The 25,683-nt window shown below is 55.3% G+C and carries 22 protein-coding genes and 5 pseudogenes; 14 read left to right on the top strand and 13 right to left on the bottom strand.

What is annotated here, in order from left to right; translation table 11 throughout:
- The first annotated feature begins 45 nt into the window (after positions 1-45).
- The 3 genes from AACY45_RS03820 to AACY45_RS03810 all read left to right on the top strand — a co-directional run bounded on the left by AACY45_RS03820 (position 46) and on the right by AACY45_RS03810 (position 2,100).
- Positions 46-186 carry a hypothetical protein gene (locus AACY45_RS03820; RefSeq protein WP_258615201.1) on the top strand — a complete coding sequence of 47 codons (141 nt, stop codon included), beginning with the start codon at positions 46-48 and terminating at the stop codon, positions 184-186.
- Positions 183-1,376, top strand: a complete 1,194-nt coding sequence (locus AACY45_RS03815; RefSeq protein ID WP_339544222.1) for an MFS transporter — start codon at positions 183-185, stop codon at positions 1,374-1,376. Before AACY45_RS03820 ends, AACY45_RS03815 begins: the two co-directional genes overlap by 4 nt.
- Positions 1,377-1,524: 148 nt before the next feature.
- Positions 1,525-2,100 (top strand): NADPH-dependent FMN reductase, encoded by a 576-nt coding sequence (locus AACY45_RS03810; RefSeq protein ID WP_339544221.1) that lies wholly within the window; start codon positions 1,525-1,527, stop codon positions 2,098-2,100.
- 242 nt (positions 2,101-2,342) lie between these two features.
- Here AACY45_RS03810 and AACY45_RS03805 read toward each other — a convergent pair whose 3' ends face one another.
- From AACY45_RS03805 to AACY45_RS03790, 4 genes are read right to left on the bottom strand one after another with little or no spacing between them, the layout of a single operon-like run.
- Complete coding sequence (locus AACY45_RS03805) at positions 2,343-3,341, bottom strand: helix-turn-helix transcriptional regulator (protein WP_339544220.1); 999 nt, start codon at positions 3,339-3,341, stop codon at positions 2,343-2,345.
- Between the two features lie 6 nt (positions 3,342-3,347).
- Complete coding sequence (locus AACY45_RS03800; RefSeq protein WP_339544219.1) at positions 3,348-4,577, bottom strand: serine hydrolase domain-containing protein; 1,230 nt, start codon at positions 4,575-4,577, stop codon at positions 3,348-3,350.
- A gap of 9 nt (positions 4,578-4,586) precedes the next feature.
- Positions 4,587-5,945 carry a DUF1329 domain-containing protein gene (locus AACY45_RS03795; protein WP_445261156.1) on the bottom strand — a complete coding sequence of 453 codons (1,359 nt, stop codon included), beginning with the start codon at positions 5,943-5,945 and terminating at the stop codon, positions 4,587-4,589.
- Between the two features lie 12 nt (positions 5,946-5,957).
- Positions 5,958-7,754 (bottom strand): DUF1302 domain-containing protein, encoded by a 1,797-nt coding sequence (locus AACY45_RS03790; protein WP_339544217.1) that lies wholly within the window; start codon positions 7,752-7,754, stop codon positions 5,958-5,960.
- A gap of 228 nt (positions 7,755-7,982) precedes the next feature.
- Between AACY45_RS03790 and AACY45_RS03785 the strand changes: the two are divergent.
- The 6 genes and pseudogenes from AACY45_RS03785 to AACY45_RS03760 form a co-directional block, all read left to right on the top strand.
- A pseudogene (locus tag AACY45_RS03785) lies at positions 7,983-8,528 on the top strand (IS66 family transposase); the annotation flags it as partial.
- Positions 8,529-9,197: 669 nt separating this feature from the next.
- Positions 9,198-9,818 (top strand): hypothetical protein, encoded by a 621-nt coding sequence (locus tag AACY45_RS03780; protein ID WP_445261155.1) that lies wholly within the window; start codon positions 9,198-9,200, stop codon positions 9,816-9,818.
- Positions 9,814-10,275 (top strand): annotated as a pseudogene (locus AACY45_RS03775) (enolase C-terminal domain-like protein); the annotation flags it as partial. The gene AACY45_RS03780 and the pseudogene AACY45_RS03775, both read left to right, overlap by 5 nt.
- 102 nt (positions 10,276-10,377) lie before the next feature.
- The gene (gene dctA / locus AACY45_RS03770) at positions 10,378-11,691 is read left to right on the top strand and encodes a C4-dicarboxylate transporter DctA (protein ID WP_339544216.1); all 1,314 of its coding nucleotides are present in this window, start codon (positions 10,378-10,380) and stop codon (positions 11,689-11,691) included.
- 120 nt (positions 11,692-11,811) lie between these two features.
- On the top strand, positions 11,812-12,684 hold the full coding sequence (locus AACY45_RS03765; protein WP_339544215.1) for an isocitrate lyase/PEP mutase family protein: 873 nt from the start codon (positions 11,812-11,814) through the stop codon (positions 12,682-12,684).
- 26 nt (positions 12,685-12,710) lie between these two features.
- Positions 12,711-13,697: a 2-hydroxyacid dehydrogenase gene (locus AACY45_RS03760; RefSeq protein ID WP_339544214.1), complete on the top strand. Its 987-nt coding sequence runs from the start codon at positions 12,711-12,713 to the stop codon at positions 13,695-13,697.
- 157 nt (positions 13,698-13,854) lie between these two features.
- Here AACY45_RS03760 and AACY45_RS03755 read toward each other — a convergent pair whose 3' ends face one another.
- Positions 13,855-14,445 carry a TetR/AcrR family transcriptional regulator gene (locus AACY45_RS03755; protein ID WP_339544213.1) on the bottom strand — a complete coding sequence of 197 codons (591 nt, stop codon included), beginning with the start codon at positions 14,443-14,445 and terminating at the stop codon, positions 13,855-13,857.
- 100 nt (positions 14,446-14,545) lie between these two features.
- Between AACY45_RS03755 and AACY45_RS03750 the strand changes: the two genes are divergently transcribed.
- Both AACY45_RS03750 and AACY45_RS03745 read left to right on the top strand, forming a co-directional pair.
- Positions 14,546-15,304, top strand: a complete 759-nt coding sequence (locus tag AACY45_RS03750) for an SDR family oxidoreductase (RefSeq protein ID WP_339544212.1) — start codon at positions 14,546-14,548, stop codon at positions 15,302-15,304.
- A gap of 120 nt (positions 15,305-15,424) precedes the next feature.
- Positions 15,425-16,297, top strand: a complete 873-nt coding sequence (locus AACY45_RS03745) for an NADPH-dependent F420 reductase (protein ID WP_339544211.1) — start codon at positions 15,425-15,427, stop codon at positions 16,295-16,297.
- 352 nt (positions 16,298-16,649) lie between these two features.
- Here AACY45_RS03745 and AACY45_RS03740 read toward each other — a convergent pair whose 3' ends face one another.
- Entirely contained in the window at positions 16,650-17,525 is an 876-nt protein-coding gene (locus tag AACY45_RS03740) for a LysR family transcriptional regulator (RefSeq protein ID WP_339544426.1), read from the bottom strand.
- Between the two features lie 160 nt (positions 17,526-17,685).
- Here AACY45_RS03740 and AACY45_RS03735 point away from each other — a divergent pair, with 160 nt between their 5' ends.
- The 3 genes and pseudogenes from AACY45_RS03735 to AACY45_RS03725 all read left to right on the top strand — a co-directional run.
- A complete protein-coding gene (locus AACY45_RS03735) occupies positions 17,686-18,516 on the top strand; it encodes an oxidoreductase (protein WP_339544210.1) in 831 nt (276 codons plus the stop codon).
- A 187-nt stretch (positions 18,517-18,703) separates the two neighbouring features.
- Positions 18,704-18,877, top strand: a pseudogene (locus tag AACY45_RS03730) (aldo/keto reductase); the annotation flags it as partial.
- A gap of 107 nt (positions 18,878-18,984) precedes the next feature.
- Positions 18,985-19,155 (top strand): annotated as a pseudogene (locus AACY45_RS03725) (IS66 family transposase); the annotation flags it as partial.
- A gap of 58 nt (positions 19,156-19,213) precedes the next feature.
- Here the strand turns inward: AACY45_RS03725 and AACY45_RS03720 are convergent.
- The 7 genes and pseudogenes from AACY45_RS03720 to AACY45_RS03695 form a co-directional block, all read right to left on the bottom strand.
- Positions 19,214-19,801, bottom strand: a complete 588-nt coding sequence (locus AACY45_RS03720; protein WP_339544209.1) for a hypothetical protein — start codon at positions 19,799-19,801, stop codon at positions 19,214-19,216.
- 95 nt (positions 19,802-19,896) lie between these two features.
- Complete coding sequence (locus tag AACY45_RS03715) at positions 19,897-20,067, bottom strand: hypothetical protein (RefSeq protein ID WP_339544208.1); 171 nt, start codon at positions 20,065-20,067, stop codon at positions 19,897-19,899.
- Positions 20,068-20,535: 468 nt separating this feature from the next.
- Complete coding sequence (locus tag AACY45_RS29230; protein WP_445261160.1) at positions 20,536-20,892, bottom strand: NTP transferase domain-containing protein; 357 nt, start codon at positions 20,890-20,892, stop codon at positions 20,536-20,538.
- Between the two features lie 54 nt (positions 20,893-20,946).
- Positions 20,947-21,915, bottom strand: a pseudogene (locus AACY45_RS03710) (GTP 3',8-cyclase MoaA).
- Position 21,916: 1 nt separating this feature from the next.
- The gene (locus tag AACY45_RS03705) at positions 21,917-22,900 is read right to left on the bottom strand and encodes an XdhC family protein (protein ID WP_339544207.1); all 984 of its coding nucleotides are present in this window, start codon (positions 22,898-22,900) and stop codon (positions 21,917-21,919) included.
- Between the two features lie 2 nt (positions 22,901-22,902).
- Positions 22,903-25,089, bottom strand: coding sequence for a xanthine dehydrogenase family protein molybdopterin-binding subunit (locus AACY45_RS03700; protein ID WP_339544206.1), 2,187 nt, complete (start codon positions 25,087-25,089; stop codon positions 22,903-22,905).
- Between the two features lie 11 nt (positions 25,090-25,100).
- Positions 25,101-25,559 (bottom strand): (2Fe-2S)-binding protein, encoded by a 459-nt coding sequence (locus tag AACY45_RS03695; RefSeq protein WP_339544205.1) that lies wholly within the window; start codon positions 25,557-25,559, stop codon positions 25,101-25,103.
- Positions 25,560-25,683 lie beyond the last annotated feature (124 nt).

Raw genomic sequence — 25,683 nt, 5'->3', positions numbered from 1 at the left:
TGGCGCTCCCGGCCGCATACGCCTGCCAGATTCCAGGAGTTTTTGATGACACAACGCATTCTTTTCGCCCTGATCCACCGCGATCGCAAAGGACCTGCGGTTCACCTCGACGCCAATGACTTGGTCAGCGCCAAGGGAGGCGATACGCAAGTCGATGGTCTCGATCTCGGTGGGTTTGATTCATGAACGAGCGCATGCCTTTTGTGATTTATGTTTTTGCACTCTGCACATTTGCCCTGGGCTTCACCGAGTTCGTCACGATCGGATTGATCTCGACCATTTCCGCGGATTTGCATACCAGCGTTAGCCAAGTGGGGGCGGCTGTCACCGCTTATGCGCTCGGCGCGATGATGGGTGCACCAGGGCTGACCGCACTGGCAACACGCTGGCCGCGTAAGCGGCTGCTGCTAGTGGCAATGGGTTTGTTCACGCTGGGCAATGTGTTGGTGAGCATGTCCGATACGTTGATGCCCATGCTGATGGCACGCTTCGCCTCCGGGCTGGGCCATGGAGTATTCCTGGCCGTGGCGTCCAGCGTCGCAACGCAACTGGCAGGGAGGCATCGCGCTGGAGTGGCTGTGTCCGTGGTATTTGGCGGCCTGACATTAGCCCAGGCGATAGGTGTTCCGCTCGGCACATATCTGGGCGGTTTGTTTAGCTGGCAAGTCATCTTCATGGCCGTGGCTGCGAGTGGCACCCTCGGCTTCCTGGGTTTGCTGATCATGATGCCAGCGGTTCGTGATGATGCATCAACACAGGCAAATGCGATGGATGGGATCAAAGTCATCTTTAATTCATACCTGTTAGCCGGCGCTGGCATCACGGTGCTGGCTTACGCAGGGTCATTCGCGCTCTACACCTATATTTCTCCGATTCTGTTGCAGGAGACGAGAGTCAGCGAGGGTACAGCCAGCTTGTTGATGTTGGGGTACGGCGTGATGGCGGCCATCGGCAACTTCTGGGGCGGACGCCTGACCGATCGAAAAGGCGCGGACTTTGCGGTGATGACGGTGCTGGCTGGGTTGCTGGTGGTACTGCTGGCCATCTGGCTGTCAACTTCGTCCCTGTCACTGATGACTCTATTGACCGGTGCCTTGGGTGCGCTGACCTATGCGGCTGTGCCGGCATTGCAGGCACGGGTGCTCGGCTTGTCGCACCTACACGCACCGCAGGCTCCGGCAGTCGCGGCGGGCCTGAATATCGCAGGCTTCAATGGTGGTATCGCGCTGGGTGCACTGCTGGGGGGCGCGAGTTTGGAAGGGATGGGCCTGATCAGTACAGCCTGGGTCGGGGCTATTGTCGTCGGTCTGGCGATCACGTGGATGCTTTGGCAGATGCGCAAGCCTTTGGCTCGAAACGCTCAAGTACTCGAATGACGATAGGGCGGTATACATCCGACCAACCATCTCCCTGAATCCAACGAATAGGTTTTTATCCTGTAAACACATTCGTTCGTAGCAGCAAGATGGAAGAATATATCCATTGCCGCATTGCTATGCAGCAATGGTGCATGAGGTCCGGCTCGTGCGAAACTTCACCGACTTACGAATCACGAATGGTGTTGAAATGGTACGTTTGGTTGCTGTTTCGGGAAGTCTGCGTCAGGCCTCCTCCAACTCGATTTTGCTACGAGCAGCTGAGCGTCTATGCCCCGAAGGGGTATTGGTCGTGCATTACGAAGTCATAGCTGAATTGCCTCACTTCAACCCGGATCTGCTCGAGGATCCCCCCGATGCGGTCATAGAGTTACGCGCAATTATCGGGCAGGCGGATGGGCTGTTGTTTTCATGCCCCGAGTACGCTCGAGGTATTCCTGGCGCATTCAAAAACATGCTCGATTGGCTCGTGAGCAGTGAAGAGTTTCCGGGCAAGCCTGTCGCGCTTTTCAACGCATCGCCCAGAGCCAGTCATGCGCAAGCCGCATTGCGACTGGTCCTGGATACGATGTCGGCTAGCATCATCGAGGAAGCGTCATTGACTGTTAACCTCCTGTCCAGCCAGTTGAGCGCCGAGGGCATTGCCACCGACCCGGTGATGGGCCCACTGATTGGTACTGCGCTCGGCGCTTTTAAACGACGCCTCGACAATCAAAACCTTTGATGCACCAACATGGGTTGCCCCCGTAGGTTTGACTGAGTGAAACGAGGCGACAAGCACTTGTCGGGCTTACGGGCGTTCAGCGCGGTTACCCGAGGCAGGAGCCGTATGCGGTAGTTCCGCACGTACGGATCTGTGCGGGGGCGGCAGGTAACTGCCGTCCCTACCGCGACCGGCCGTGCTTCAAAACAGCATGAAAAATCTAGAATTCGAGGCCTCATCTGGATTTTCCGACTCTCCGCCCTCTAATTGTCCTGTCGCGTTTCACGTTTAAATGTGTTGATGGAATACCCAGTCCACCTTCTGAAGGCGTGCCTGAAACTGGAGACGTCTGCGTAGCCAAGCATTTCGCTAATTTGCTCAATCCTTAGATGCGTCAGCGTTAGAAGCTGCCTGGCTTTTTGATGTCGTGACTCGTCGACAATTTGCCGGTACCCGCACCCTTCCTCTGCGAGCCTGCGGCGTAACGTGCGCTCGGTAAGTTTGAGGTGGAGGGCCACGCTTTGTATGTCCGGAAACGGTTCGGGCAGTGACTTCAGAAGGCTCACTACTCGCTGGCGTATGCCGCCCATCTCCATTTCTAAAAGCTTGGTGAAACTTTCGTTGGCCATGGCCAATGCAATTTCAAATACAGCCGGGTTTGCTGTTCGGATCTTCCTTTCCATCTGGTCGGCCGGAATATGGATCACGATGTTGCTACCGAACAGACGAACTGGAACATCGAAATAGTCTTCGTAGAGCCGGGCGGAACCTGGGCGTGCGGGTAATGTTAGGCCGGTGACTTCGAAGTCAGATCCGTGAAGCGCTCTCAGTAATTTGAAGGCACCAGAAGCCACCACATTGGTATGGAATAGGCAGGACTCTGCCGCCCAGCCGGGGCGTGAATTGACGGATATCGAGATACCTACCTCGCCTAGGCTGGGGTGCTCAACTCGAATGTCGGCGATGTCCCTATTGAAGATCAGCATGTAGGCACGAATAACATTGAGTGCGTCGGCAGAGGTAGCGGAACTCAGGAGCGCAAGCCCTGCGGCACCGTAGTCCGATATGTTGTAGAACTCACCCAGTTTCAGCCCCTCGGCAGCGCTTGAGCAGTTGCTCACAATCCAGTCGTATAGTATCTCACTCGGAAGCTGCCCTTTACGCTGCGCAGGCAAGTGCGGCGCACTAATACCCTGTTCTTGAAGATAGTTCTGTAGTGGGCGCCACTCGTAGTCGAACGCAATTAAAGTGGCGGACGGCATTAACTCTCACTCCCCTCGTTTGGTGAATTGTCGAGCGATGCTACGGAAGCCCTCGAGCGACTCGTACTCCATACGAATACCATCTTCGTTGTAGTTGGCATATGCCGAGGTCTTGGCGATAACAACGTTACGTGCGGGATTCACATACACGAACTGGCCGTACACACCGACCGCCATATATTCGCCTTCGCTGCTTTGCGGAATCCACCACTGGTAGCCATATCCCAGAATCGGCTGCCCTTCTTCCACTGCCCTGCCCGGCAACAAATGCGCTTTGTGCGGATGAACCGAGGCTTGCACCCATTGCGCAGGCACCACCTGCTCGCCAGCGGCATTCTTGCCATTGTGCAGATAAAGTTGGCCGAGCTTGGCGAAATCACGCAGACACAGGGTCAAGCCACCAAACGCCAGCTCGTTGCCCTGGCCATCGGCGAGCCAGTGAGCGTCGCACTCTGGCCCAATTCGTGACCACAGCTTTTCCGCAAAATAGTCGGACAGCGATTTGCCCGTGACAGCTTCTATCACCATGCCAATCACCTGCGTATCGACGCTGATGTAGTGATGTTGAGTACCGCCAGCGCGGTCACGTTGTTTCAACGCGGCAACCCAGTCATTGACCGACCGGCCATAGGCCAACACCTCGCCCAACTGGTTGATGTCCGCCTTGGGATCTGCGTAGTCCTCGTTGAAGGCCACGCCGGACGACATCTCCAGCACGTCTTCCAGAGCGACGCCGTCATAGCCACTGCCCTTCAAGGCCGGCACGTAAAGGGTCACCGGATCGCGCACACTTTTGATTGCGCCTTCGGCGATGGCGATGCCCGCTAGCGCCGAGACAAATGACTTGCTCACGGACCAGGCAATGGCCTGACTCTGCGGTTGGTAGCCTTGGAAATACCGCTCGTATGCCAGCTTGTCGTTATGAATCACCGCCAGGCCGGTGGTGCCCGTGCGCGTCAGCCACTCGTCGATGGCGACCTCTTTACCGGCAAAGGTGAACTGCACGGGAAGCGCCTTGCTCTCTTCCGCCCAGGCAGTCTGTTTACCGGCACGGGCAATTTCATGCGCGTCGAAAATGCTAGGCATGGATCGAAAGTTGTTGACGATTTTCTCCGGGGCGAAAATCGTGGTGACTTTCCAAAGTCGGTAGGCTTGCTGGCCGAAAATAACGGCAGCGATCAACACCACGGCGACAATCGCCGCGCCGATCAGGCGTTTGGAGGCGGTACGGTTCATAGCGATTCCTTAGTTGGTGCCCATGCGGCGAAGGTTGGCCGGCTGCCAATAGCTGTCGGCAGGCGCAGGAAGGTGGAATTGCCGAGGGTTTTTCTCTTGGCTGCGCAGGCCCAGCACGGTGTATTCGCGGCTGATCAGGTCGTGAAACGTGTTCGCTTCGGTCATCAGCACCGGCACTTCGTACGCCTCTTTGGTGAAGGCCAGGTTTACCCGCCAGAGCTGACCGCGCGAGTCGTAGCTTTCCGAAACAAGCGCTGCCCAGCTGTCTTCATCCAGGTAGAAGCGGCGTTTTCCATAGGCGTGGCGCTCGCCCGGTTTCAGGGTGGCTTCAACCACCCACACCCGATGCAGTTCCCAGCGCGTGAGGTCCGGATTGATATGGCCTTTTTGGATCACCTGATCCAGTGGCATGCCCGGTTGGTTGAGGCGATAATTGTTGTAAGGCACGTAGAGCATCTTTTTCCCCAGCAACCTCCATTCGTAGCGATTGGGCGCGCCATTGAACATGTCGGCGTCATCGCTCACATAGCCGTCCACCGGGTTGTCGTACGCCACGTTTGGTGCACGGCGTACACGGCGTTGGCCGGGCAAATAGCTCCAGGCCATGCGCGGCATTTCCACTTGGTCGATTGACTCGTGAACCAGCAACGCCTCCCCCGCCGACCGTGACGGCGGCAGCACCACGTTGAGGTAGCGGAACATCAGGTTGCCCAACGTGTCGGCCGTCTTGCCTTCGGCGTAGTAGTTGGACAGGTACTGACTCTGCTCGCGGAAGCTTGAGTAGCTGCCGTTGGCGCGGACGATGGCGGTGGTGGCGATGTCAAAAAAATATTGCCCCTGCCAGCGCGCGATGTGGTTCCAGATGGCCTCGGAACCGTTTTGCGGAATCGGAAACGGAATGCCGCCGTAGGCATGCACGAAGCCGTCGCCGCTCTCGACCAGTTCGGCATTCAGTGCGTTGTTATAGGTGTTCGCATATACCGCTTCCGGCGCCGCAAACGTGCGCTCGGTTGGGTAAACCGGGAGTTTGAAACTGTCTGGGTAAGACGCCAGCAAGGCTTGCACGCCTTCACTCAAATGCGCGTCGTATTGCTTGCGGTTAGCCGCGTTGATGACCAGCGTTGGCTTCTGATCCGCGAGCGGGTCGGCCTCGAAGCTACCCGGCCCTTTATAGTTGGCGGGCGGCACCTGCAGCCCACCGGACCACGCCGGAATACCGTTGGCGGCATCGCCTGCGCGCTCGGCGCCAAAGGGTGTGAGGTCGGTTTTTAAATGACTGGCCTGTTCAGGGCCGACTTTGGCGAAAGCCCCGACTGGTAATAGTGCGCAGAACAGCGCGCCAGCGAGACCACAGCGTAAAAATGTCATGGGTGTACCTGCTTAGAAGGAGTAGGAAACGTTCAGCGCAATGTTGTCGCGATCAATCAGCGGGTTGTCTTTTCGCGCGCCCCAGAACGCCGTATAGGCGAGCTTGCCGTTCAGGCTTTCGCCGTACTGGGCACCGAGTTGGACAGTCGAGGATTTACGCCCCTCAATGAAGTTTTCATTGAGCGCCGGTGAGGTCCCGCTGACGTCCTCACGAAAGGTCAGCCCGGGAAGTAAATCGATACCCGGCAGCGCATTTTCGATGGTCCCGGAAAAGCTCATCGTGTAGCCCCACGCGAACGGTGACAGGTACGCGTAGTTCGGCGTGCTGGTGTAGCTGCCCGGCACGTAGTTGGCCGCGACTTCGCCCACCAGATACAGCGCATCGAGCCCCAGGCTGGGACCGAACGCATGCACGACCGACACCGAGCTGGTGTAGAGCTCCTTGCGCTTGTACAGATTGATCGCGTCGGTGCCGGCGGCGCCGGATACCCCGAGGTCAATCGGCACACCGGACGCGCCTCCGCCCAGCAGCGCACCGTTGGCCAGTTGCTCAAGCTCATAACTCATCGATGGTTCGATGGGCGCGTTGGGGCGGTAGGTCAGCTCAAAACCGAAGTTGGTGTCGCCGACATTGCCGGAAGCGGTAAAACCAAATAGCCGAATATCTTCGGGGTACACCAGGTCATACGCCGAGGTGTCGAGCAACACCAGGCCGTCCACCAACGGCACGCTCGCCGGATCCACCGCACCGGCCAGCCCGCAGAGATCGGCAAAGCGCCCGCCACCGACAGCGCTGCATCCGAATGACTGCCCCGGCTGGATGGAAAGGAACGGCACCTTGCTGTGGTAGTTCAGGTAGTACAGGCTAAACTCGGCGTTGGCCATTTCCTCGGCCATAAACCGCAGCGCGATACCGAACTGGCCATCGTCGCGGGCGTCACGATCACTGCGGTAGCGTAGGCCCGCCACCACGCCATCGACACCGTTCACACCGGGCACCAGTTCCAACGGAATGCCAGCCTCAGTCAGTTGGTCGCGCAAATCAATTATCGGGCCGTTGGTGCCCTTGCCGAAAATGTCGGTGTTGTTGAGAAACGCGCCCGTCGGCATTACTTCATTGCCACGCCACTCGAGGCCATAGAAACCTTCAAGGCTAATGCTCTCGGTCAGCCCGGCCTGGAACGAGATTATGTTGGTTGGCAACAGCGCTTCTTTCAGGCTCGCGCCAGGCAACACGATGCGGCCCACATCCACCGGGTTCACCACGTTCAACCCATCGGCATAGAACAGCCCTTCGCCCCAATTGATGACCTGGCGACCGACGCGGAGGTTGACCGGCACATCGCCAAAATCTCGGTTGCCGTAGACATAGGCGTCAAGCAATCGAGCACCTTGGCCGAATCGATTTTTCAAGTCCGATGGGTAGCGCTCGCTGCTGTCTGTGTTATTCAGCGCAAACGTTCCGCCGCTCGGTTTGTGGTCCATTAGCTGGGTGTCGTACCACGCGCTTCCCCGTACGAAGAAGCCGTCGTCATCCATTTTAAGACTGAGTTCAGAGGTGATTTTGAACGCGTTGGAAACCAGCCCTCGGCTGTAATACTCGCTGCCATCGTTGGCGTTGGCGAAGATGTTTTGGCCGTCACGGACAATGCGTTCCTGCTTGGCCGTTCGGTACATCGCTGAGTATTCGACCACGCTGTCCAGCGATGCCTGTAAGTCCTCCACAGGAGTCTCGAAAGAAAATGCGCAAGCTTCATGCGAGGCCGCTACACAGACCCACGCAACTACTATCGCAGTAATTTTTTTCATTGTTATGTGCTCTGCCAGGATGAATTACCCCGACGCCTATTGAATCAGCAATCTCAGCGCTGCTTCGAGTAGATGAGCGGACAAAACGCGGCTTTTTTCGGACACATCTAGTTAAAAACCATCAGACCAGTGGGTCACTGCCCCACGCTATGGTTCCTACCCAATCCTCCTGCCCGGATGCGGCGGATGTAAGCGCGCAGCTGATGCATCGATTAAAAGGTTTTGGAGAAAATGCTCACTCCAGGTTCGAAGAAAACCCATCGCTCCTATGTCTGGGCCTACGCCACCAGCCAGTTCTCGGACTTCGCAGCGGTGGTTTACGACTTCAGCCCCAGCCGCGCCGGAGAACATGCACGCAACTTCCTGCAAGACTGGAAGGGCAAGCTGGTCTGTGATGATTTTGGCGGCTACAAAGCCGGTTTTTAGCTTGGCGTCACCGAGATTGGCTGTATGGCCCATGCGCGGCGTAAGTTCTTCGAATTACACGCCGCCAACAAGAGCCAACTCGCCGAGCAGGCCCTGCGTTACATCCAGTTGCTGTATGAAATTGAGGGTGAAGTCCGCACCCTGGAGCCGGATTTACGCCGCCGAATACGGCAAGAAAAAGCGGTGCCGGTGATGGGGGCGCTACATGCTTGGATGATCGTCCAGCGTGATCTTGTGCACGGTGGTTCGGCTTTCAGCAAAGCGTTGGACTACAGCCTGTAGCGCTGGACGGCGCTATCGCGCTACCTCGATGACGGGGCCTTGCCCATTTACAATAATTGGGCCGAGGTGCGACACGAAGTCGCTTAATGAAGTTGTTCCCCTCGACGGGAACCACCCGTGTCACCGGGTGAATCTAGAAGGCTGAATCAAGAGCGCCGTTGACAATGTAACGAGGCGCCGCGAGGTGCGGGGTACCAATCGTGAGAGGCGTACCCTTCTGGCAGCCATGGCCGGACAAGTGCTAGATAGTTGGTATGGTGAACACACGTGAATCTGCGCAACGATCGTTAAATTGAACGAGCGGAAATGGCTTACACGCTCGAACCAAAACGGTAATGGAGGTGGGAATTGCGTCTTTCGACTACGCACTCGTGACCCACAGCCACCCGGTCGATAGCAGGCACCTAACCCGACGTACTTCAGTAAGCGGAACGTGGACATCCCGTATCGCTCCCGTCAGGGAAAGCCGTTTGCAAAAACTGCCCATGGCGGTGCGGGCGAAGGAACGAGGAAAAAGCGAACGCCATTCTGTAAAGCGCAGAGACGTGCAAACTCGTTCTGAAAACCACAGGTGAAACCATGGTGGGTTCCGGAGTGGGAAGCGAGAATGTAGGTTGCACAACTATAAGCTGACTTGGCCGGACGCTTAGTGCACCAGTTAAAGCTGGCGGAGGATAGTCGATGAAAGTTCGATACTGGTAAGAAATGGCGAATCAACCAGGCCCCGACTCATGCATGTTGCACCGTGAGGTGCAGGGTGAAGCGTTGACAGGGGAAACCGATGGGCCAGCCTTTGAGCCGCGTAATCAGGAATTCGGGATGCCGATGCTGTTAAGCGAAGCAGAAGGCAATACGGAGCATGGCGTTATACGCCAGTCATGCACTGATCCCGCGCGGTCGGAGACCCTGTGCACGTCGGGAAGTCCTTCGCACGGAAACTGGGAGATCTCAGCGGCGCCCGGTGCGCAAGCACCGAGCGGAGCAGGAAAGGCCAAAAGCCGTAACCCTGCTGTCTACGCCGCCGAGAAGTCGGATACGTCCATAGTACCTGAGAAGCCATCGAACAAAGGGTCTGGCCCTGCGGAGATAGTGGAGGAAAGGGACGTAGCCAAGGGAAACACCAACAAGCCTCCCGCGCCCCGGACACTGAGCCGGATCAGTTGCGCGTCGATGGGACTTGAAGGTGTACGTGAAGCAGCCCGAAGGAACAAGGGCATGCAGTTCACGGCTTTGCTGCACCACATCACACCGCAGTTATTGGCGCAGAGTTTCTATGCCCTGCGCCGCGATGCAGCGGTAGGGGTGGACGGCATGTCGTGGCGGGAATATGAGGAAGGTCTTCTCCAGCGGGTATGAGGAGATCGGCGACCCGCTCGATTACGCACTCCAGGCTGAGCTTGCCAATCACTATGAACTGCCCATGGCGACCGGTGAAAACCTGTTCTCCCACCAAGACGCCCGTAACCTGCTGCGTCACGGCGGCATGCGCCCGGATCGCGACTTCCTGCAGTTCGACTGTGCGCTGTCCTACGGGCTCGTGGAGTACATGCGCACCCTGAAAGTGATGGAAGAAATGGGTTGGTCTTCCCGTCGCGTAGTTCCGCACGGCGGTCACCAGATGTCCCTGAACATCGCAGCCGGTCTGCACCTGGGCGGCAATGAATCTTACCCCGACGTGTTCCAGCCTTTCGGCGGCTTCGCTGACGGGATCAAGGTGGAAAATGGTTATGTCGGTCTGCCAGATATTCCAGGTGTTGGCTTCGAAGCCAAGTCCGCCTTGTACGCATTAATGCGTGAGTTGGGCGAAGGCTGATCAACCTCGATCTGCGGCCCCTTTGCAAGAGGCCGCAGACTCAGGCGTCACCCACTGACGCCAAGCCACATGCCCATCACAAAAATAAAATGAGGTGCTTCCGTGGGAATCTCCAAATCCCGTTGGTATAGCCAGCTGTATGTACAAGTGCTGATCGGCATCGTGATCGGTGCAGCTATCGGTTACTTCGTACCCGATATCGGAGCCAAGCTCCAACCTTTTGCCGATGGTTTCATCAAACTGATCAAAATGCTGTTGGCGCCCATTATTTTCGGTACGGTCGTTGTAGGTATCGCGAAGATGGGCAGTATCAAAGAAGTCGGGCGGATTGGCGTAAAAGCGCTGATCTACTTTGAGATTCTATCTACCATCGCCCTAGTTGTCGGCCTTATCGTGGTCAACATCGTCAAGCCTGGCGTCGGTATGAACATTAACGTCAGCGCGCTTGATGGAAGTGCTATCAACAAGTACAGCCAGGCTGCCAGTGAACAGGGCGGCACCATTGATTTCTTCCTCAATATCATCCCCCACACGTTCCTCGGCGCATTCTCCAATGGCGTCATGCTGCAGGTCATTCTGCTTTCGGTTTTGATGGGTGTTGCCCTGGTTCAGATGGGCGAAACCAGCAAGCCGCTGATCAACACCATTGATCTGTTCCTGCAAGGCCTGTTCAAGATCGTTGCAATGGTCATGCGCTTGGCGCCGATTGGTGCGGGTGCCGGTATGGCGTTCACTATCGGCAAGTACGGGATTGGCACCTTGCTGTCACTCGGTCAGTTGCTGATCGCGCTCTACATCACAACCTTGATTTTCATCGTGGTGGTGCTGGGTACGGTGGCCAGATGGTCGGGCATGCCGCTCATGCAATTCCTTCGTTACTTCAAAGATGAAATTCTCATCACGCTTGGCACCTGTTCAACCGAAGCCGTGCTGCCACGAATGATGGTGAAGCTTGAAAAGCTTGGCTGCAAAAAGTCAGTAGTGGGCATGGTGTTGCCAACGGGGTACACCTTCAATGCGGACGGCACCTGCATCTATCTCACCATGGCCGCCATCTTCATCGCCCAGGCGACCAATACGCCACTGACGTTTGTGGATCAGATGATTCTGCTGGGCGTATTCCTGCTGACGTCCAAAGGCTCGGCTGGCGTGGCAGGTGCGGGGTTTGTGACGTTGGCTGCAACGCTCACAACTATCCACTCCATTCCTCTGGTAGGGCTCGTTTTGCTCTTGGGCATTGACCGGTTCCTGAACGAAGCGCGGGCCGTGACCAACCTGATCGGTAACGGCATCGGCACCATTGCCATTGCCATTGCCAAGTGGGACAACTCGTTCGATGTCGAGGCCTGTGAGCGTGAAATTGCCGCCATGAAACATGAAAAGACGGCAAGGAAGGCATTGCTGGCGCAGAAATAATCCGCAAAGCGACCCGGTCATTCCACGTCAGAAACGGTTATGACCGGTAGTGCTTTCCAGGTCTCGTTCAACTCGGAACGAGCCCAACGAATTACTTGAAAGAATTTGATGGAGCCAAAAATGATTGAGCGATCACATCATGAATTGCGCAAGGTGTTTGGTGAATTACTTCAGGGAACCGTTTGTAAATTTGCCGCTTCTGTATTCGATCCCATCTCGGTCCGTATGGCATCCGACCTTGGCTTTGAGGTTGCCATCCAGGGAGGCTCCGTCGCCTCGCTTCAAGTGCTCGGGGCACCGGACATTGCACTGCTCACGCTTGATGAATATGTCGAGCAGGTTTCCAGAGTCGGGCGAGCCAGCCAAATCCCAATTATTGGGGACGCTGACCATGGATTCGGAAACGCGCTGAATGTGATGCGAACAGTGACCGAGCTTCAGAAAGCTGGAGTTGCCGCCCTGACGCTGGAAGACACCCACCTGCCGGCCAAATACGACGAGCAGTCGCACGTACTTATCGAAAGGGAAGAAGCCGCAAGCAAGATTTACGCTGCACGGTTTGCCCGTTCAGATGATGCCCTCAACATCATCGCCCGTACGAATGTGGCCGTTACCACTTTGGAAGATTCCATTGCACGCACCACGGCCTATCAAAAAGCTGGGGCCGATGCGATTTGCCTTGTCGGAGTACAGGATTTCCAACACTTGGAAGCACTCACCTCACATCTTTCCCTGCCGATCATGCTGATCAATTATGGAAATCCTGCTCTGAGCGATGTTGAGAAACTGAGTGCAGCCAATGTGCGGATCGTGGTCAATGGGCATGCCCCCTATCTGTCCGCAATCAAAGCAACCTACGAGGCGCTGCGCGAACAAAGCGGCACGGAGGGGAGCGAGCTTTCCCTCCCTGAGCTGCTTTCTAAATACACGCTCTCGGACAATTACCAGGAGTGGGCAAAGACCTATTTGAAGTCAGAGCACGATTCGAATTGAGTTTGAAACAGGTGAAATAGAGCGTCATGAAAAAGACAATCCTGGCCTTCAGCCGCGTCTCACCCGGCCTGCTTGAACCCTATAAAGATAAGTACAACGTCATCATCATGAGTCCCGAGCTTGGTGACATGGATGCCCAGTTTGAAGCTGCCATTTCCAGCGCGCACGGACTGATCGGCGGTAATCGTCGCCTGGGTGAAGCTGAGCTGGCTTCGGCTGAAAACCTTGAGATCATTTCGAGCATATCGGTTGGCTACGACAACTATGACCTCAGCTATCTCAACGGCCGAGGGATCATGTTGACCAACACGCCGGATGTCTTGAACGAAACTACAGCTGATCTAGCTTTCGCTCTAATCCTCGCGACAGCGAGACGCATCCCTGAGCTTGATGCCTGGACGAAAGAGGGGAACTGGAAAAATACCATCGATGCATCCCATTTTGGGAGTGACGTGCATGGAAAGACCTTGGGCATTATCGGCCTGGGCAAAATCGGAGAAGCCATCGCACGCAGAGGTCGGTTTGGTTTTGGCATGAGCATTTTGTATAGCGGCAATAGTCGTAAGCCACATCTGGAACACGTGCTCGGGGCGAGGTTCGTCCCGCAAGAAAAGCTTTTAATCGAGGCTGATTTTGTCTGTCCGGTCGTGCCATTGACGGACGGAACGAGAAACCTCATCGGACGCAAAGAGCTAGCGTTGATGGGCGCGGAAAGTATCTTGATCAACGTTTCTCGTGGCCCTGTGGTTGATCAGGACGCACTCATTCAAGCGCTTGAAGAAAAGACGATACGAGCAGCTGGTTTAGATGTTTATGTGAAAGAGCCGCTAGCGAGTTCAAGGTTTTTCAAATTAAAGAACGTGGTCACCGTACCTCATATCGGCTCTGCGACCACCGATACGCGCAATGCAATGGCACAGCGTGCTCTGGAAAATTTGCTGATGGGTCTCGAAGGACGGCGACCGAGAGACCTCGTGAATGTCCACGGGCTAGGACGCAGGTGGACGGAGTGACCAGAAGGACGCTGGCAGTATGGTCGCCTTACTGGATGGAGCACGGCTTATAGGTTGGGGCACCTACTCAAGCTCAAGCCGACTCTAAACAAAACCGGCTTTTGGTCGATGCGCTCCGTTTCCTGTTGTCGCCGACGCGTCTCCTGATTTTTGGATGCTAGACGTTATTCTTTTTCAGGCTTTCGGGGCTGCCTGCGCATAGACCATCCATCACCAAGTTCATCAGTCTGTCAAGACGCGAGCGCCATTCGCTCTGGGAATCCATTTGCCATATTCCAGCGATGGCTAGAAAAAAGTCGTCGTTAGTAATCCCACTACGAATCGTTCCAGCCTTTTCATTTGCCCTCAAAAGCAACTCTGCAGCTGCCTGGACTGGAGCGTATCCCGACTTCCCAGGGAACTCGTAAATAGACGCAGCTTGTTGTATCGCTGTAGCGAGTCCTGCCTTTGTCATTGCATATTCAGCGAGGCAGTCCATCCATTCTCTGAGGGCCTCCTTAGGTGGTTTTGTCGCGAGGAGCTGTTCCGCCAACGATGCCACCTGCTGCATCTCGAATTGATAAACCTCGAATACCAGCTTCTCTCTGGTGGCGAAGTGGCGATAGAACGTGCCCTGTCCCACCCCAGCCTTCTTCGCAATCGTACTCAACGGAACCGCAGGATCGCTAGTCAGCTCCACCACCGCGACCTCCAGTATCCGTTCACGGTTTTTCTTGGCGTCAGAACGCATCACCAACTCGTCAGTCATGAGCAAAGTTTTCCTTCATTGCGTTGCTAAACGGACAGTTGTCCGGTACTTTTCTGCAAGTGGACACTTGTCCGCTTAAGCATCGTTTCTGGAGTTTACTATGAACAGCACTGGCAACACGATTCTGGTTACTGGCGGCACCTCAGGCATTGGCCTCGGTCTGGCGCTTAGGCTTCACAAGGCGGGCAACAAAGTCATCATCGCGGGACGTCGCAAGGCTCTGCTCGACGAAATCGTGTCAGAACACCCAGGTATTGAATCAGTATTGTTGGACGTCTCCGATCCACAATCCATCCAGCGCACCAGCGACGCACTTGCGATCAGCCATCCAAATCTGAACGTTCTCATCAACAACGCAGGGATCATGCACTGGGAGGATCTGACTAATTCGAAATACCTGAGTACAGCCGAAGATACCGTGACAACGAACTTACTTGGCACGATTCGTATGGTGTACGCGTTTACTCCCCATCTGATCAAGCAGCCTAGTGCAACGATTATCAATGTCAGTTCGTCGCTGGCATTCGTCCCGCTACCTGCGACACCGACATACAGCGCAACCAAAGCGGCAGTTCATTCGTTCACTCAAAGTCTTCGAGCGCAGCTAGAGGACTCGCCGGTCGAGGTCATCGAGCTTGCGCCGCCGGGTGTACGTACCACTTTGCTTGGGCAGGAAAACGACGAACACGCCATGCCCTTGGACGACTTTCTGGATGAAATCTTCGAACTGCTCGAGATCTCTCCGACCCCACGCGAACTTGTCGTCGAGCGCGCCAAGCCATTACGGTTTGCTGAAGCGAGCGGTTCACATGATGAGGTGTTGAAAATGCTTGCGGGATACAAACCACCGGCAGAATGATGTTAACCGTTTGGGTAGCACCTTGTGCCTTCCAGGTAAGCAGATGGCATCTGCTTGCCTGGACTCAGTCGCCTTTCGCTCAGCGTGCATGAGCGTTAAACAGCGACGTACGAAAACGTCATGATGGCACTGGAGATCGCTTGCCAAGGCCAGTCGTTTGAAGCTGGCTTTCGCAGCGTTTATGGACTGACAGGCACCGCTTGTTTGAATAGCCAAGCAATAGCTTGTTTTTTGTTTGTAGGTGAGGATGTTATTGAAATGAAAATCGGAATTATCGGCGCAGGCAACATCGGGGCTACGCTTGCTCGTAAGCTCGCTGCGTGTGGCCATGAAGTCAAACTGGCAAACTCGAAGAGTCCTCATACACTTCAAAACCTTGCCAACGAAATCGGTGTAAGCGCGGTGACTAAAGAAGATGCTGTGTCCAACGTGGATGCCGTTATCCTCTCGATCCCCTTTGCAAAATACCCGGATCTCCGGCAAACGTTGAGTAATGTTCCCGAGAAGGTCGTCGTCATTGACACCTCCAATTACTATCCGGGGCGAGACGGGGCAATTAAAGAAGTAGATGACGGTAAGCCAGAAAGCGTTTGGGTAAGCGAGCAAATTGGACGCCCGGTCGTTAAGGCATGGAATGCCGTCCTCGCAGCGACTCTTGCCGAGCACGGCCAACCAGCCGACTCGTCCTCACGCATAGCCCTACCTGTAGCTGGTGGTGACATCAATGCTGAAGCAATCGTGCAGGATCTTGTAGAGGATACCGGCTTTACCGCACTTGCCGCTGGAAGCCTTGAAGACTCATGGCGTCAGCAACCAGGCACACCTGCCTATTGCACCGAACTGAAGTTGCCAGAGTTGAAGTCGGCCTTGTGCGCGGCAGACAAGTTGAGGGCGCCTCAAAACCGGGATGCCCTGATGACCAAGTTCATGACTCCCGCTGGCAATTTCACACACGAGGAAATTGTTACCATGAATCGGGAACTAACAGCCTGACTATCGGGAGCCCCCTAACCTCCATCCACTAGCAGTCTGGAAGTACACTGAAGGCCACCCAGTTCCATCTTGGTTTTCTGTCAAAAATCGCCATTTGCGATCGCTCGCATATTGGCGGAGATTGGGGGCAACAATGGGGGCATTCTTTGGATAGTTTGAAAAGGATGCCCCCAGGCTGAAGGTCCAACAGCCACTTCTCGAAAAAGTCATACGCTGCTGCTCCCAAACCACCGTCGAGCGCTATCCGATCACCTCAATTTGTAGACTTGAAGCGATCTTCTGGCGCCTCTGAAATCCTGACAATTCCGTCCAGGAACGCCAATTACAGAGGTCGTTGGAAAAAATAATAACGCTATAAATTTTTGATCTGGCGGGTAGAGCGAGTGAATTCAATAAATGCCTTTAGCGGAGCAGGAGTATGTCGCCGGCCAGGGTAGTACAAGTGCAGCCCTGGATAGTATGGGCACCAATCGGCTAAGACCTGTTTCAGTCTCCCATCTGCTAAATATTCAGTCACCATGCCTTCAAAGACATAAGCCAACCCCAGCCCATCTATGGCTGGTCCGAGCATTAGGCTGACGTCACCCAGAGTGAGTGGACCGTTCACTTCGATTTCTTGGGCGATTCCCCCCCGCTCGAATTCCCAGCGATAAATCGAGCCGCTGGGAAATCGATGGCGAATACAGGGGAGACGATGCAAATCCTCGGGGTTTTGCGGCGCAGCATGGCGTTCGAAAAGCGAAGGTGCCCCCACAACAATTGACCGCATGTTGGGCCCAATAGCCAGAGAAACCATGTCTGCTTCTAGACGATTACCGAAGCGCACCCCAGCGTCAAACCCTCCAGCTACTACGTCTACAAACGCATCACTTTCGACAATCTCTACTCTGATATCCGGGTACTGCTGGAGAAACGGGCTAACAATTGGGAGCAGCACCAATTCGCAAGCTTGGCGTCCTGCGGTGATGCGCAAACTGCCAGAAGGCTTGTCACGAAAGCTATTGAGATCTTCAAGGGCATCATCGATATCTCGAAACGCAGGCCGCAAACGAATGTACAGCCGCTCCCCCGCCTCCGTAAGGGCGACGCTACGAGTCGTCCGATTGAATAAGCGCACGCCGAGACGACTTTCCAGTACTCGCAGCGAATGGCTCAATGCTGAGGGGGTAAGGCCAAGATCTATCGCCGCTCTACTCAGGTTTAGATGCTGAGCTATGCTCAAAAAGATCCATTAATCGGCGGGAGATGGAGATTTCATTTGTGAGCCGCTTTCACAGAGTTAAGTAAATTTCATGGTATTAACACATCAGTAATGCACATTTAAAGTTGCGTCAACTTATCAGTAAGGCCCGGCAATGCCGCACGGGCTACTGGCAGGAGGAGTTGATATGCATACTTGGTTCATTACAGGCGCTTCTCGTGGTTTTGGCACACTCATCGCAGAACAAGCTCTGCGTGCTGGTGATGCAGTCATCGCTACCGCTCGCAAGCCTCAAGACATTACCAGTCGCTTGGGAGATCACCCGAATCTGTTGGCTGTACGCCTGGACGTAACCAGCGAAGAAGAAGCACATCAGGCTGTTGCCGAAGGTATCAAGCGATTTGGCCAGATCGACGTGACCGTCAACAACGCCGGCTTTGGCGTGTTGGGCGCCGTTGAAGAAACCAGTGCTGAAGAGACGGAACGCCTGTTCGCCACAAACGTCTTCGGTGTGCTCAACGTGACGCGCGCTGTTCTGCCGCACCTGCGTCGGCAACGTAGCGGGCACATCATCAATATTTCCTCGGTAGGCGGATATCAGTCGTTTATTGGTTGGGGTGTGTACTGCTCCACCAAGTTTGCTGTGGAAGGCATTACCGAAGCACTGCATCAGGAATTGGCACCTTTGGGAATTCGAGTGACGGTCGTTGAGCCCGGTTTCTTCCGCACCGACTTTCTTGATGAGCAGTCGTTGATCAAGACCGCGCTGGAGCTGTCTGACTACGATGAGACGGTCGGTAAAATGCGGCAGTTTGCTGAGGGCGCTAACCACGCGCAGCCCGGTGATCCATTGAAGTTTGCAGAAGCCATGTTGACGCTGGTCAATGCACCTAACCCTCCACAGCGTTTGGCGATGGGTAGTGACACGGTAGCCATCGTTGGCGAGAAGAATCGTTTGGTTGAAGCTGAGTTGCTCGAATGGAAAGAGCTGTCTATCTCGACCGATTTCAAAGACTAAACACGCAATGACATAGAAACCGAACTTGCTCGGTTTTTGCGTTGAGGGCTGCGAATGCAACTACCCACCCAATCGAAGTTTTGATGGAGGATTTATGAAGTACGTGAAACTTGGTAGCACGGGCCTTGATGTTTCCAGACTGTGCCTTGGATGCATGACCTTCGGTGATCCTGATGCTGGCATGCATCTTGCGTTGGCATGGGTGTTAGCCAAGCGTGGCGTCTCAGCACCTATCGTTGGCGCTTCTAAGGCAACCCAACTCGACGACGCAATCGCTGCGCTGGAGTTGGTATTGAGCGAAGAGGAAGTCAAACACCTTGAGGCCCCATATGTACCCCATGCGGTGACTGGATTTTCCTGATGTGGCAGTAAAAGAGATACCGGCAAACTTATGCCGGTATCAGCTTATCGCCGCTGATCGACTCCTACTCTGGCACAACCTGCGGCATGACTTTCTCGCCCAGCCTCGATCAGATGCCCAATGGATCAGCAACGGCCAACACCCTGGGTTACAGACTTAAACGCTGGGTAGCGCTGACGCGCTACCTGGAAGACGAGGCCGCGCCCATCGACTACAACCCGGTGGAGAACCATATCAGGCCACGGGTACTTGGGCTCTCAACCGGTTGTTTACCGGGCCGCCGCGTGCAGATCGAAGCTTGCGGCGCCCGTGGGAGACCCGCGGGTGCGAGCCTTGTCAAAGGATGACATAAAGCCTCAAGATCCAACTCACCTGATAAGTAATGGCCGCGAGCACCAAAACCATCTGGAGTTTCTTTGAAGTGATTGCTACTGCAATTATGCAAAGGAGGACGAACGCAATCTGTCGGATCAAGTACTCGACCCCGAGTGAGTACAGATAGTCCTCGCCTTTGATTAATGTATCTCCAACATCTAGCAAAAACGCAAAGGCAAGTAGTCCGAAAAACCAGCGCTTGCGCTGCTCGAAGTAGTCCTCGAATCCCTGGTATTCATACATTTGGTCGGGAAACAATAATGCCGTGAGCGCTGCAAACACCATCGCATAGAAAAGCAGGAACCCATAGAGTGGGAATGTCCAGACGGGGATCCGCGATAAATGGAATTCATACCACCAAAAGTGCACGATCGTGATGAAGAGGAATATCACCCACCCAAGGTGGACAGGATAAACTTTAATTGTTCCAGGGTGCTGTACGAAGCGTGTCAGGCCATTTACCAGTCGCGCAAGGCTTAGGCCCAAGACCATGCCGATAATCGTGCGCACATGCGCAAAATACTCTGGATGAGTTGAGGTAACTTCCATAGATAGTTCCATCCTTGATGACCAGTACGGTTTTTGGGGCCAAGCGGCCGAGTATTCCTATATTTAACTCCAACGCGGTCTTGCCCGAAAGAAAATTACTCCGGTTCACCGGTCAACCTCCGAGTTTCGGCTTCTATGAGGTATCGCTTTATCAGCCCCCGAATGATTTGCGACGTTGTTTTGTCTTCCTCTTCTGCGACCTGCTCCAGACGCTGTTTAGTCGATGGGGCAATCAAGATTGTCAGCCTTTCAGTATTCTTTTGCATTTGCGTCCACTCCTCCGGCGCCTATATTTCGTCACTCCGCCTAGGCTTTTTGATTGTAGTGCATGCTGCCTCGCAAGCCAGTCCAGCTATTCTGGCTCGGTCATAGACCGCTGCCAGCTCTTCCGCTCTTTGTCAGGCAGTTGGAGCAGTTCGGGAAGCACCATGGCGACGCGGGTGGGTATCTGCGATTCGCTTTTCCAGGCGAGGACTTGCGCTTAGAAGGGATATGTCAAACTGCAGGTACCCTGAGTAGATATATTTTCCAACGACTAGGTAAAAATAGCGCCCCGAGGGGCGCTAAAGATTCATCTCTTTCCAAAGGAGCTCTACAGAAAAGCTTCAGAGATGAATGTTTCTCGATGTGTAGCTTGTAGACTTGGATGTTGTTATTCGCATTTAACCAGCTTAAAAAAGGTAGAACGTCGTACTTGTACAGCTAAGCGAACGATGAAAACTCTAAAGGCGTGATCACCATTCGATGAGCTCTTCGATTTCGACACGCCGCCGGGAATCGATATCGCTTAGTTCTGGGGGCCATACAGGGTGCGGAGCCACCTGCAATTGGTCTTTTTCATCGAAGTCCTCAGCAAGCAACTTTAACGTTTGCCAGAACTGCCGCTTTAACAAGAAATTAGCCCCTTGCACCCTCCTAAATGTCGGAATAACTATGCGTTCAGGCGAGACTACTGACACGAGATGATGCAGAGTGTCGCCAGTGATCCAGGGCATGTCACTGAGAAAGCTCGCCGCTGACAATGCATCCGCGTGCTCGATCGCCCGTATACCACTTAGCAGGCCCTGGCTCCTAGCCCGGGCAGAAACCATGCTGCGTATTACCCATACCCGAGGTGGCGATTCAGTTTCAGGGATCATTGCTTCTTACCCACCAATGACTTTCATGATCATGAGGTCGCCCGTGAAATGAGTCGGTTGTTTGTCCAGTAAGGCGTGCCTCGACAATTCGCGAATACGTGACAAGGCAAGATCGCGTGGAAGTTCAAGGGCATCGCCCAAGTAATGGCTTTGGCTGGAGGAAAGTCACCCATGCAGCCACCCGCTCGAACTTAGGCGCACTCGGTTACAACTGCAGCAAAAAGGCGCGCTGGCGTTGGCGATCACGCCGAAGTGACCTCGCCCAGGTATATCGAAGCGCAATGCCGTGGCGCTGGGCGCACTCGGTACTGCTCTGAACGGATGGTGCTGACCGATAACCTCAAGAATCTCGGCCATGCCATAGAACTGCCGACGAAAAGTTTCATCATCGCGCGCCAGATGCCCCATGCGCATCAACTCGATGAAGCGCAATTCCACCCCCCGGGCCAGACAGTACTCAAGTAGAGGCAGGATCTGATCATGGTTGTGCCCACGAAGCGGCACCATGTTGATTTTTACCTGCAAACCAGCCTCCAGGGCCTGGTCAATGCCATCGAGTACTGTGGCCAGATCCCCACCCCGGGCGATGCGCTGGAAAGCCTCTGCATCCAGTGTGTCGAGCGAAATGTTGATACGCTTGACGCCAGCCTCCAATAACAGAGGGAGCTTGCGCGACAGTAATTGACCATTGCTGGTCAGCGATACATCTTCGAAGCCCAGCCGCCCTACTGCCCCGAGAAAGCCATCGAACAAAGGGCTGATCAGCGGCTCGCCGCCGGTGATCCTCAGGCGCTCCAGTGGATTTACGGTTTTCAGGTATTCCACCGCCAGCAACAACTTGTCCAGCGACAAGCTATCGTTGCGAGCCTGAAGACGTTTGCCATCAGCTACGCAGTAGATGCACGCGTAATTACATGCGCTGGTCAGGCTCAGACGCAGGTTGCCCAGACGCCGCCCTTGCCCATCGACGATCAATTCAGAGCGCATCACGCGACCTTCCACGCTGGACTCGGATGATATCTGCCATCACTGCCAGTGCGATCTCGGCAGGCGTCTTGCTGCCCAAGGAAAGGCCTATCGGCATGTGCAATCGAGCGACTTGCGCGTCGCTCAGCCCCCCGATGCGGCGAAGTCGCTCCGCGCGCACCATAGACGTGTGCAGCGACCCCATCACGCCGATGTAGAAGGCGGGCGTGCATATAGCTTCCATCATCGCCAGGTCGTCGATGCGCGGATCATGGGTTAATGCCACTACTGCCGTGGCAGCGTGACATCCCCCTGCACTGATGAACATCGACGGCAAGATAGGCTTAATTTCTATGCCGGGTAGCTCGATGTCTAATAAAACTTCCTCCCGTGGGTCGCAGAGGATGACCTCGAAACCAAGCGTGCGGGCGAACTCGGCGCACGCCACCGATACCGGCGACATACCTGCGATGATCAGGCGCGCAGCCGGACCGATCCGCAAATGCACGATTTCACTTTCGACCTGTTCAACTACCCGCGGGCCAAGGCCGTCGTCGACCTCGAAACGGGCATCGCCGCTGCTTAAGTTGACACAACGCAGCAGATGGCGCTGCCCGCGCAGTGTCGAACGCATGATCTCCAACTGGTCCAGTGTCGCCGAGTCGGCCGGCAGACGCTCGATCAGCACTTTCAATATTCCACCGCAAGGCAGAGTGATTCGCGAATCCCGTGGTCCACCCTGGGCATCCCCGTAACGCACGACCTGAATACGATCCCCGAACTCACCCTCCTGCAAGCGTTCAAGGAAATCCTCCTCGACACAGCCACCCGACAGTGAGCCAACGTAGCGCCCATCGCTGCGGGCCACGAGCCAGGAACCTGGCCCTCGCGGAGAGGACCCGAAAGTGGCGAGCACTGTGCACAGCCAAACATCCTCGCCACTACGGGTCCAGGTCAACGCTTGCTCAATAACCTGCAAGTCCAAATGCTGCATGGTCAAGCCGACAACTGGTCACTGATAGGCAAGCGCCGAATACGCTTGCCGGTCGCCGCAGCCAAGGCGTTCACCAGCGCCGGCGCGAGGGGCGCAACGGGCGGCTCACCGATACCGCTTGGCGGGCTTGCCGACGGCACTATATGTACCTCGACCTTAGGCATGTCATAGATGCGCAGCGGTTCGTTGTTATGGAAGTTGGATTGATCAATCTTACCGTCGGTCAAGGTAATCGCTTCGTGCATGGCCGCTGAGAGAGCGAAGCCAATGGAGCCCTCGACCTGAGCACGGATTACATCCGGGTTGACCGCAATGCCGCATTCCACCGAGCAAACCACACGGTCCACTTTGAATTTGCCGTCGCTTTGCACCGTAACCTCGACCACTTGCGCCACCACAGAGCCAAAGGCTTCGTGCAGAGCCACTCCCCGGCCACGACGTTCACCCTGCTTGCCAGCTGCCAACGGCGTGTCCCAGGCAGCCTTTTGCGCCACCAACTTGAGCGTTTCGATGTGACGTGAATGCCCTTCGAGCATTGCCAGGCGCCAGGCCACTGGATCCTGTCCCGCCATCTGAGCGAGCTCGTCAAAAAAACACTCAGTGGAGAAAGCGTTATGGGAATGCCCCACTACCCGCCACCACTGTATGGGTACTGGAATATCGCTTGGGGTATGCAGATCAACACGCAGATTGGGGATTCGATAAGGAAGCGTCGACCCTCCCTCTACCGATGTGGAGTCGATGCCATCCTTAATAAACGCAGCGAAAGGTGATCCTGCGAACACGGATTGACCGACCAAACGGTGCTGCCAGGCGACCAGTTTGCCTTGCTCATCTAGCCCCGCAGTTAGACGATGATGGTACATCGGTCTGTAATGGCCGGCCTGCATGTCGTCTTCGCGCAACCACACCAGCTTTACCGGAGCTTTTCCACCGATAGCTTTGACGATATGGGCATTTTCCAAAACGTAATCAGCATCTTTACTAGCCCGCCGGCCGAAACTGCCACCGGCGTAAAGCGTGTGGACCCGAACCTGCTCCGGTTCCAGGCCGAACAGATCGGCCAACACCGTCTGCACATGTGACTGCATTTGCGCACCATGCCAAGTTTCGCAACCGTACTTAGTCAGGGCGACCACGCAGTTCATCGGCTCCATGGCCGAGTGGGCAAGAAAGGGAAAGTCGTACTCCGCTTCCAACGTACGCGTTGCGCCCGCAAGACCGGTATTAACATCACCATCGTTGCGAACAACCGTGCCCTGCGTTTTGGCTAACTCACGGTAGCGCTGGAACAATTGCTCCGAACTCTGCTTGAAGGCTCCACTCTCGTCCCACTGGATCGCTACAGCGTCACGGCCCTTCTTCGCGCTCCAGGTGTCTTTAGCCACAACAGCGACGCCGCTGGGGATCTGCACCACATGTACCACTCCAGGGATGGCAAGCGCCGCCTTGGCATCAAAAGACTTCAACTTGGCGCCAATGCGCGGTGGATGAGCAACCACAGCCGTAAGCATGCCGGGCAAGTGAATGTCCTGGGTGTAGATCGCCTTGCCATTGACCTTGTCAGCCGAATCTTTACGCGCCAACTGCTGCCGACCGATCAGTTTGAATGCACTAGGATCTTTGAGCTTGACCTCGGCCGGGACCGGCTGATCGGCGGCGAGCTTGGCAAGTTGGCCGAATGTTGCCTGCTTACCCGACGCAGCATGCCGCAGTACGCCATCTACCACTTCGATTTCTTGCGCCGGCACTTTCCACAGCCAAGCCGCGGCCGATACCAGCATGGCGCGAGCGGTAGCTCCGGTCATGCGCAGTTGTTCCCAAGAGTTGGCGATGGAGCTGCTGCCACCGGTACCTTGAATACCCAATAGCGAATTCTTGTAGCGCGATTCTGCTGGGGCGCTTTCAACACGAACTTGCGCCCAGTCTGCATCCAGCTCCTCAGCGACCAAAGTGGCCAGACCAGTGTAAGCGCCTTGTCCCATCTCCAAATGTTTGGAGATGACGGTGACAACATTATCTTCGCCGATGCGCAAGAAAGCGTTGGGTTCGAACTCTCCCTCCTTCTTGCCTGCGCGCGCGGCGCTGTCAGCCAGCGACCAAGGCATATAAACGGCCAAAGTGAGGCCTGCTGTACCTTTGAGGAAGCGGCGACGACTTTCGTTCTCGATAGACCGGATCATATTCATTACCTCGTTGCTCAAGCCAGCGACTTGGCAGCATCATGGATGGCCGCGCGAATGCGTACATAGGTTGCGCAGCGACAGACGTTGCCACCCATTGTTCGATCGATGTCGGTATCTGAAGGTGAGCGATTGGTTTGCAGCAAAGCCACAGCACTCATGATCTGACCTGACTGGCAGTAACCACACTGCACCACGTCGAGCCGTTGCCAGGCCTCCTGAACTACCTTACCGGTCGGGGTTTCGCCGATACCTTCAATCGTGACGATTTTGGCCTCGACTGCTGCCGAGACAGGTGTAACGCAAGAGCGGACGGGCTGGCCATTAAGGTGAACAGTGCACGCCCCGCACAGGGACATACCGCAGCCGAACTTGGTACCGGTAAGCTGCAAACTATCGCGCAGCACCCACAGCAGAGGCGTATCGGGGGCAACGTCGACACGCAGGTCCTTGTTATTGATATTAAGCGTGATCATGAAATCCTCCGGCCCGTAGGTGTTGTAATAGCTGGCTCCAGGCCAACCTTGCAAAGCGCTTGCCCGAAGGCTGTTCAAAGGACGAGCGCCAAGCACTCGCAAATCGCCCGCCAAAAACTGCTTG

This window comes from Pseudomonas sp. RA_35y_Pfl2_P32 (genome assembly GCF_963970735.1).
Classification (GTDB): domain Bacteria; phylum Pseudomonadota; class Gammaproteobacteria; order Pseudomonadales; family Pseudomonadaceae; genus Aquipseudomonas.
The sequence above is the reverse complement of the archived record's forward strand: the minus strand, read 5'-3'. Positions and strand labels throughout refer to the sequence as shown.

Bases quoted from the DNA above. Each gene is read 5' to 3' on its own strand.
- AACY45_RS03820 (WP_258615201.1), top strand. From the start codon at position 46: ATGACACAACGCATTCTTTTCGCCCTGATCCACCGCGATCGCAAAGGA.
- AACY45_RS03815 (WP_339544222.1), top strand. From the start codon at position 183: ATGAACGAGCGCATGCCTTTTGTGATTTATGTTTTTGCACTCTGCACA.
- AACY45_RS03805 (WP_339544220.1), bottom strand. From the start codon at position 3,341: ATGCCGTCCGCCACTTTAATTGCGTTCGACTACGAGTGGCGCCCACTA.
- AACY45_RS03800 (WP_339544219.1), bottom strand. From the start codon at position 4,577: ATGAACCGTACCGCCTCCAAACGCCTGATCGGCGCGGCGATTGTCGCC.
- AACY45_RS03795 (WP_445261156.1), bottom strand. From the start codon at position 5,945: ATGACATTTTTACGCTGTGGTCTCGCTGGCGCGCTGTTCTGCGCACTA.
- AACY45_RS03790 (WP_339544217.1), bottom strand. From the start codon at position 7,754: ATGAAAAAAATTACTGCGATAGTAGTTGCGTGGGTCTGTGTAGCGGCC.
- AACY45_RS03780 (WP_445261155.1), top strand. From the start codon at position 9,198: ATGTTGCACCGTGAGGTGCAGGGTGAAGCGTTGACAGGGGAAACCGAT.
- AACY45_RS03765 (WP_339544215.1), top strand. From the start codon at position 11,812: ATGATTGAGCGATCACATCATGAATTGCGCAAGGTGTTTGGTGAATTA.
- AACY45_RS03760 (WP_339544214.1), top strand. From the start codon at position 12,711: ATGAAAAAGACAATCCTGGCCTTCAGCCGCGTCTCACCCGGCCTGCTT.
- AACY45_RS03755 (WP_339544213.1), bottom strand. From the start codon at position 14,445: ATGACTGACGAGTTGGTGATGCGTTCTGACGCCAAGAAAAACCGTGAA.
- AACY45_RS03750 (WP_339544212.1), top strand. From the start codon at position 14,546: ATGAACAGCACTGGCAACACGATTCTGGTTACTGGCGGCACCTCAGGC.
- AACY45_RS03745 (WP_339544211.1), top strand. From the start codon at position 15,425: ATGATGGCACTGGAGATCGCTTGCCAAGGCCAGTCGTTTGAAGCTGGC.
- AACY45_RS03735 (WP_339544210.1), top strand. From the start codon at position 17,686: ATGCATACTTGGTTCATTACAGGCGCTTCTCGTGGTTTTGGCACACTC.
- AACY45_RS03720 (WP_339544209.1), bottom strand. From the start codon at position 19,801: ATGGAAGTTACCTCAACTCATCCAGAGTATTTTGCGCATGTGCGCACG.
- AACY45_RS03715 (WP_339544208.1), bottom strand. From the start codon at position 20,067: ATGCAAAAGAATACTGAAAGGCTGACAATCTTGATTGCCCCATCGACT.
- AACY45_RS29230 (WP_445261160.1), bottom strand. From the start codon at position 20,892: ATGGTTTCTGCCCGGGCTAGGAGCCAGGGCCTGCTAAGTGGTATACGG.
- AACY45_RS03705 (WP_339544207.1), bottom strand. From the start codon at position 22,900: ATGCAGCATTTGGACTTGCAGGTTATTGAGCAAGCGTTGACCTGGACC.
- AACY45_RS03700 (WP_339544206.1), bottom strand. From the start codon at position 25,089: ATGAATATGATCCGGTCTATCGAGAACGAAAGTCGTCGCCGCTTCCTC.
- AACY45_RS03695 (WP_339544205.1), bottom strand. From the start codon at position 25,559: ATGATCACGCTTAATATCAATAACAAGGACCTGCGTGTCGACGTTGCC.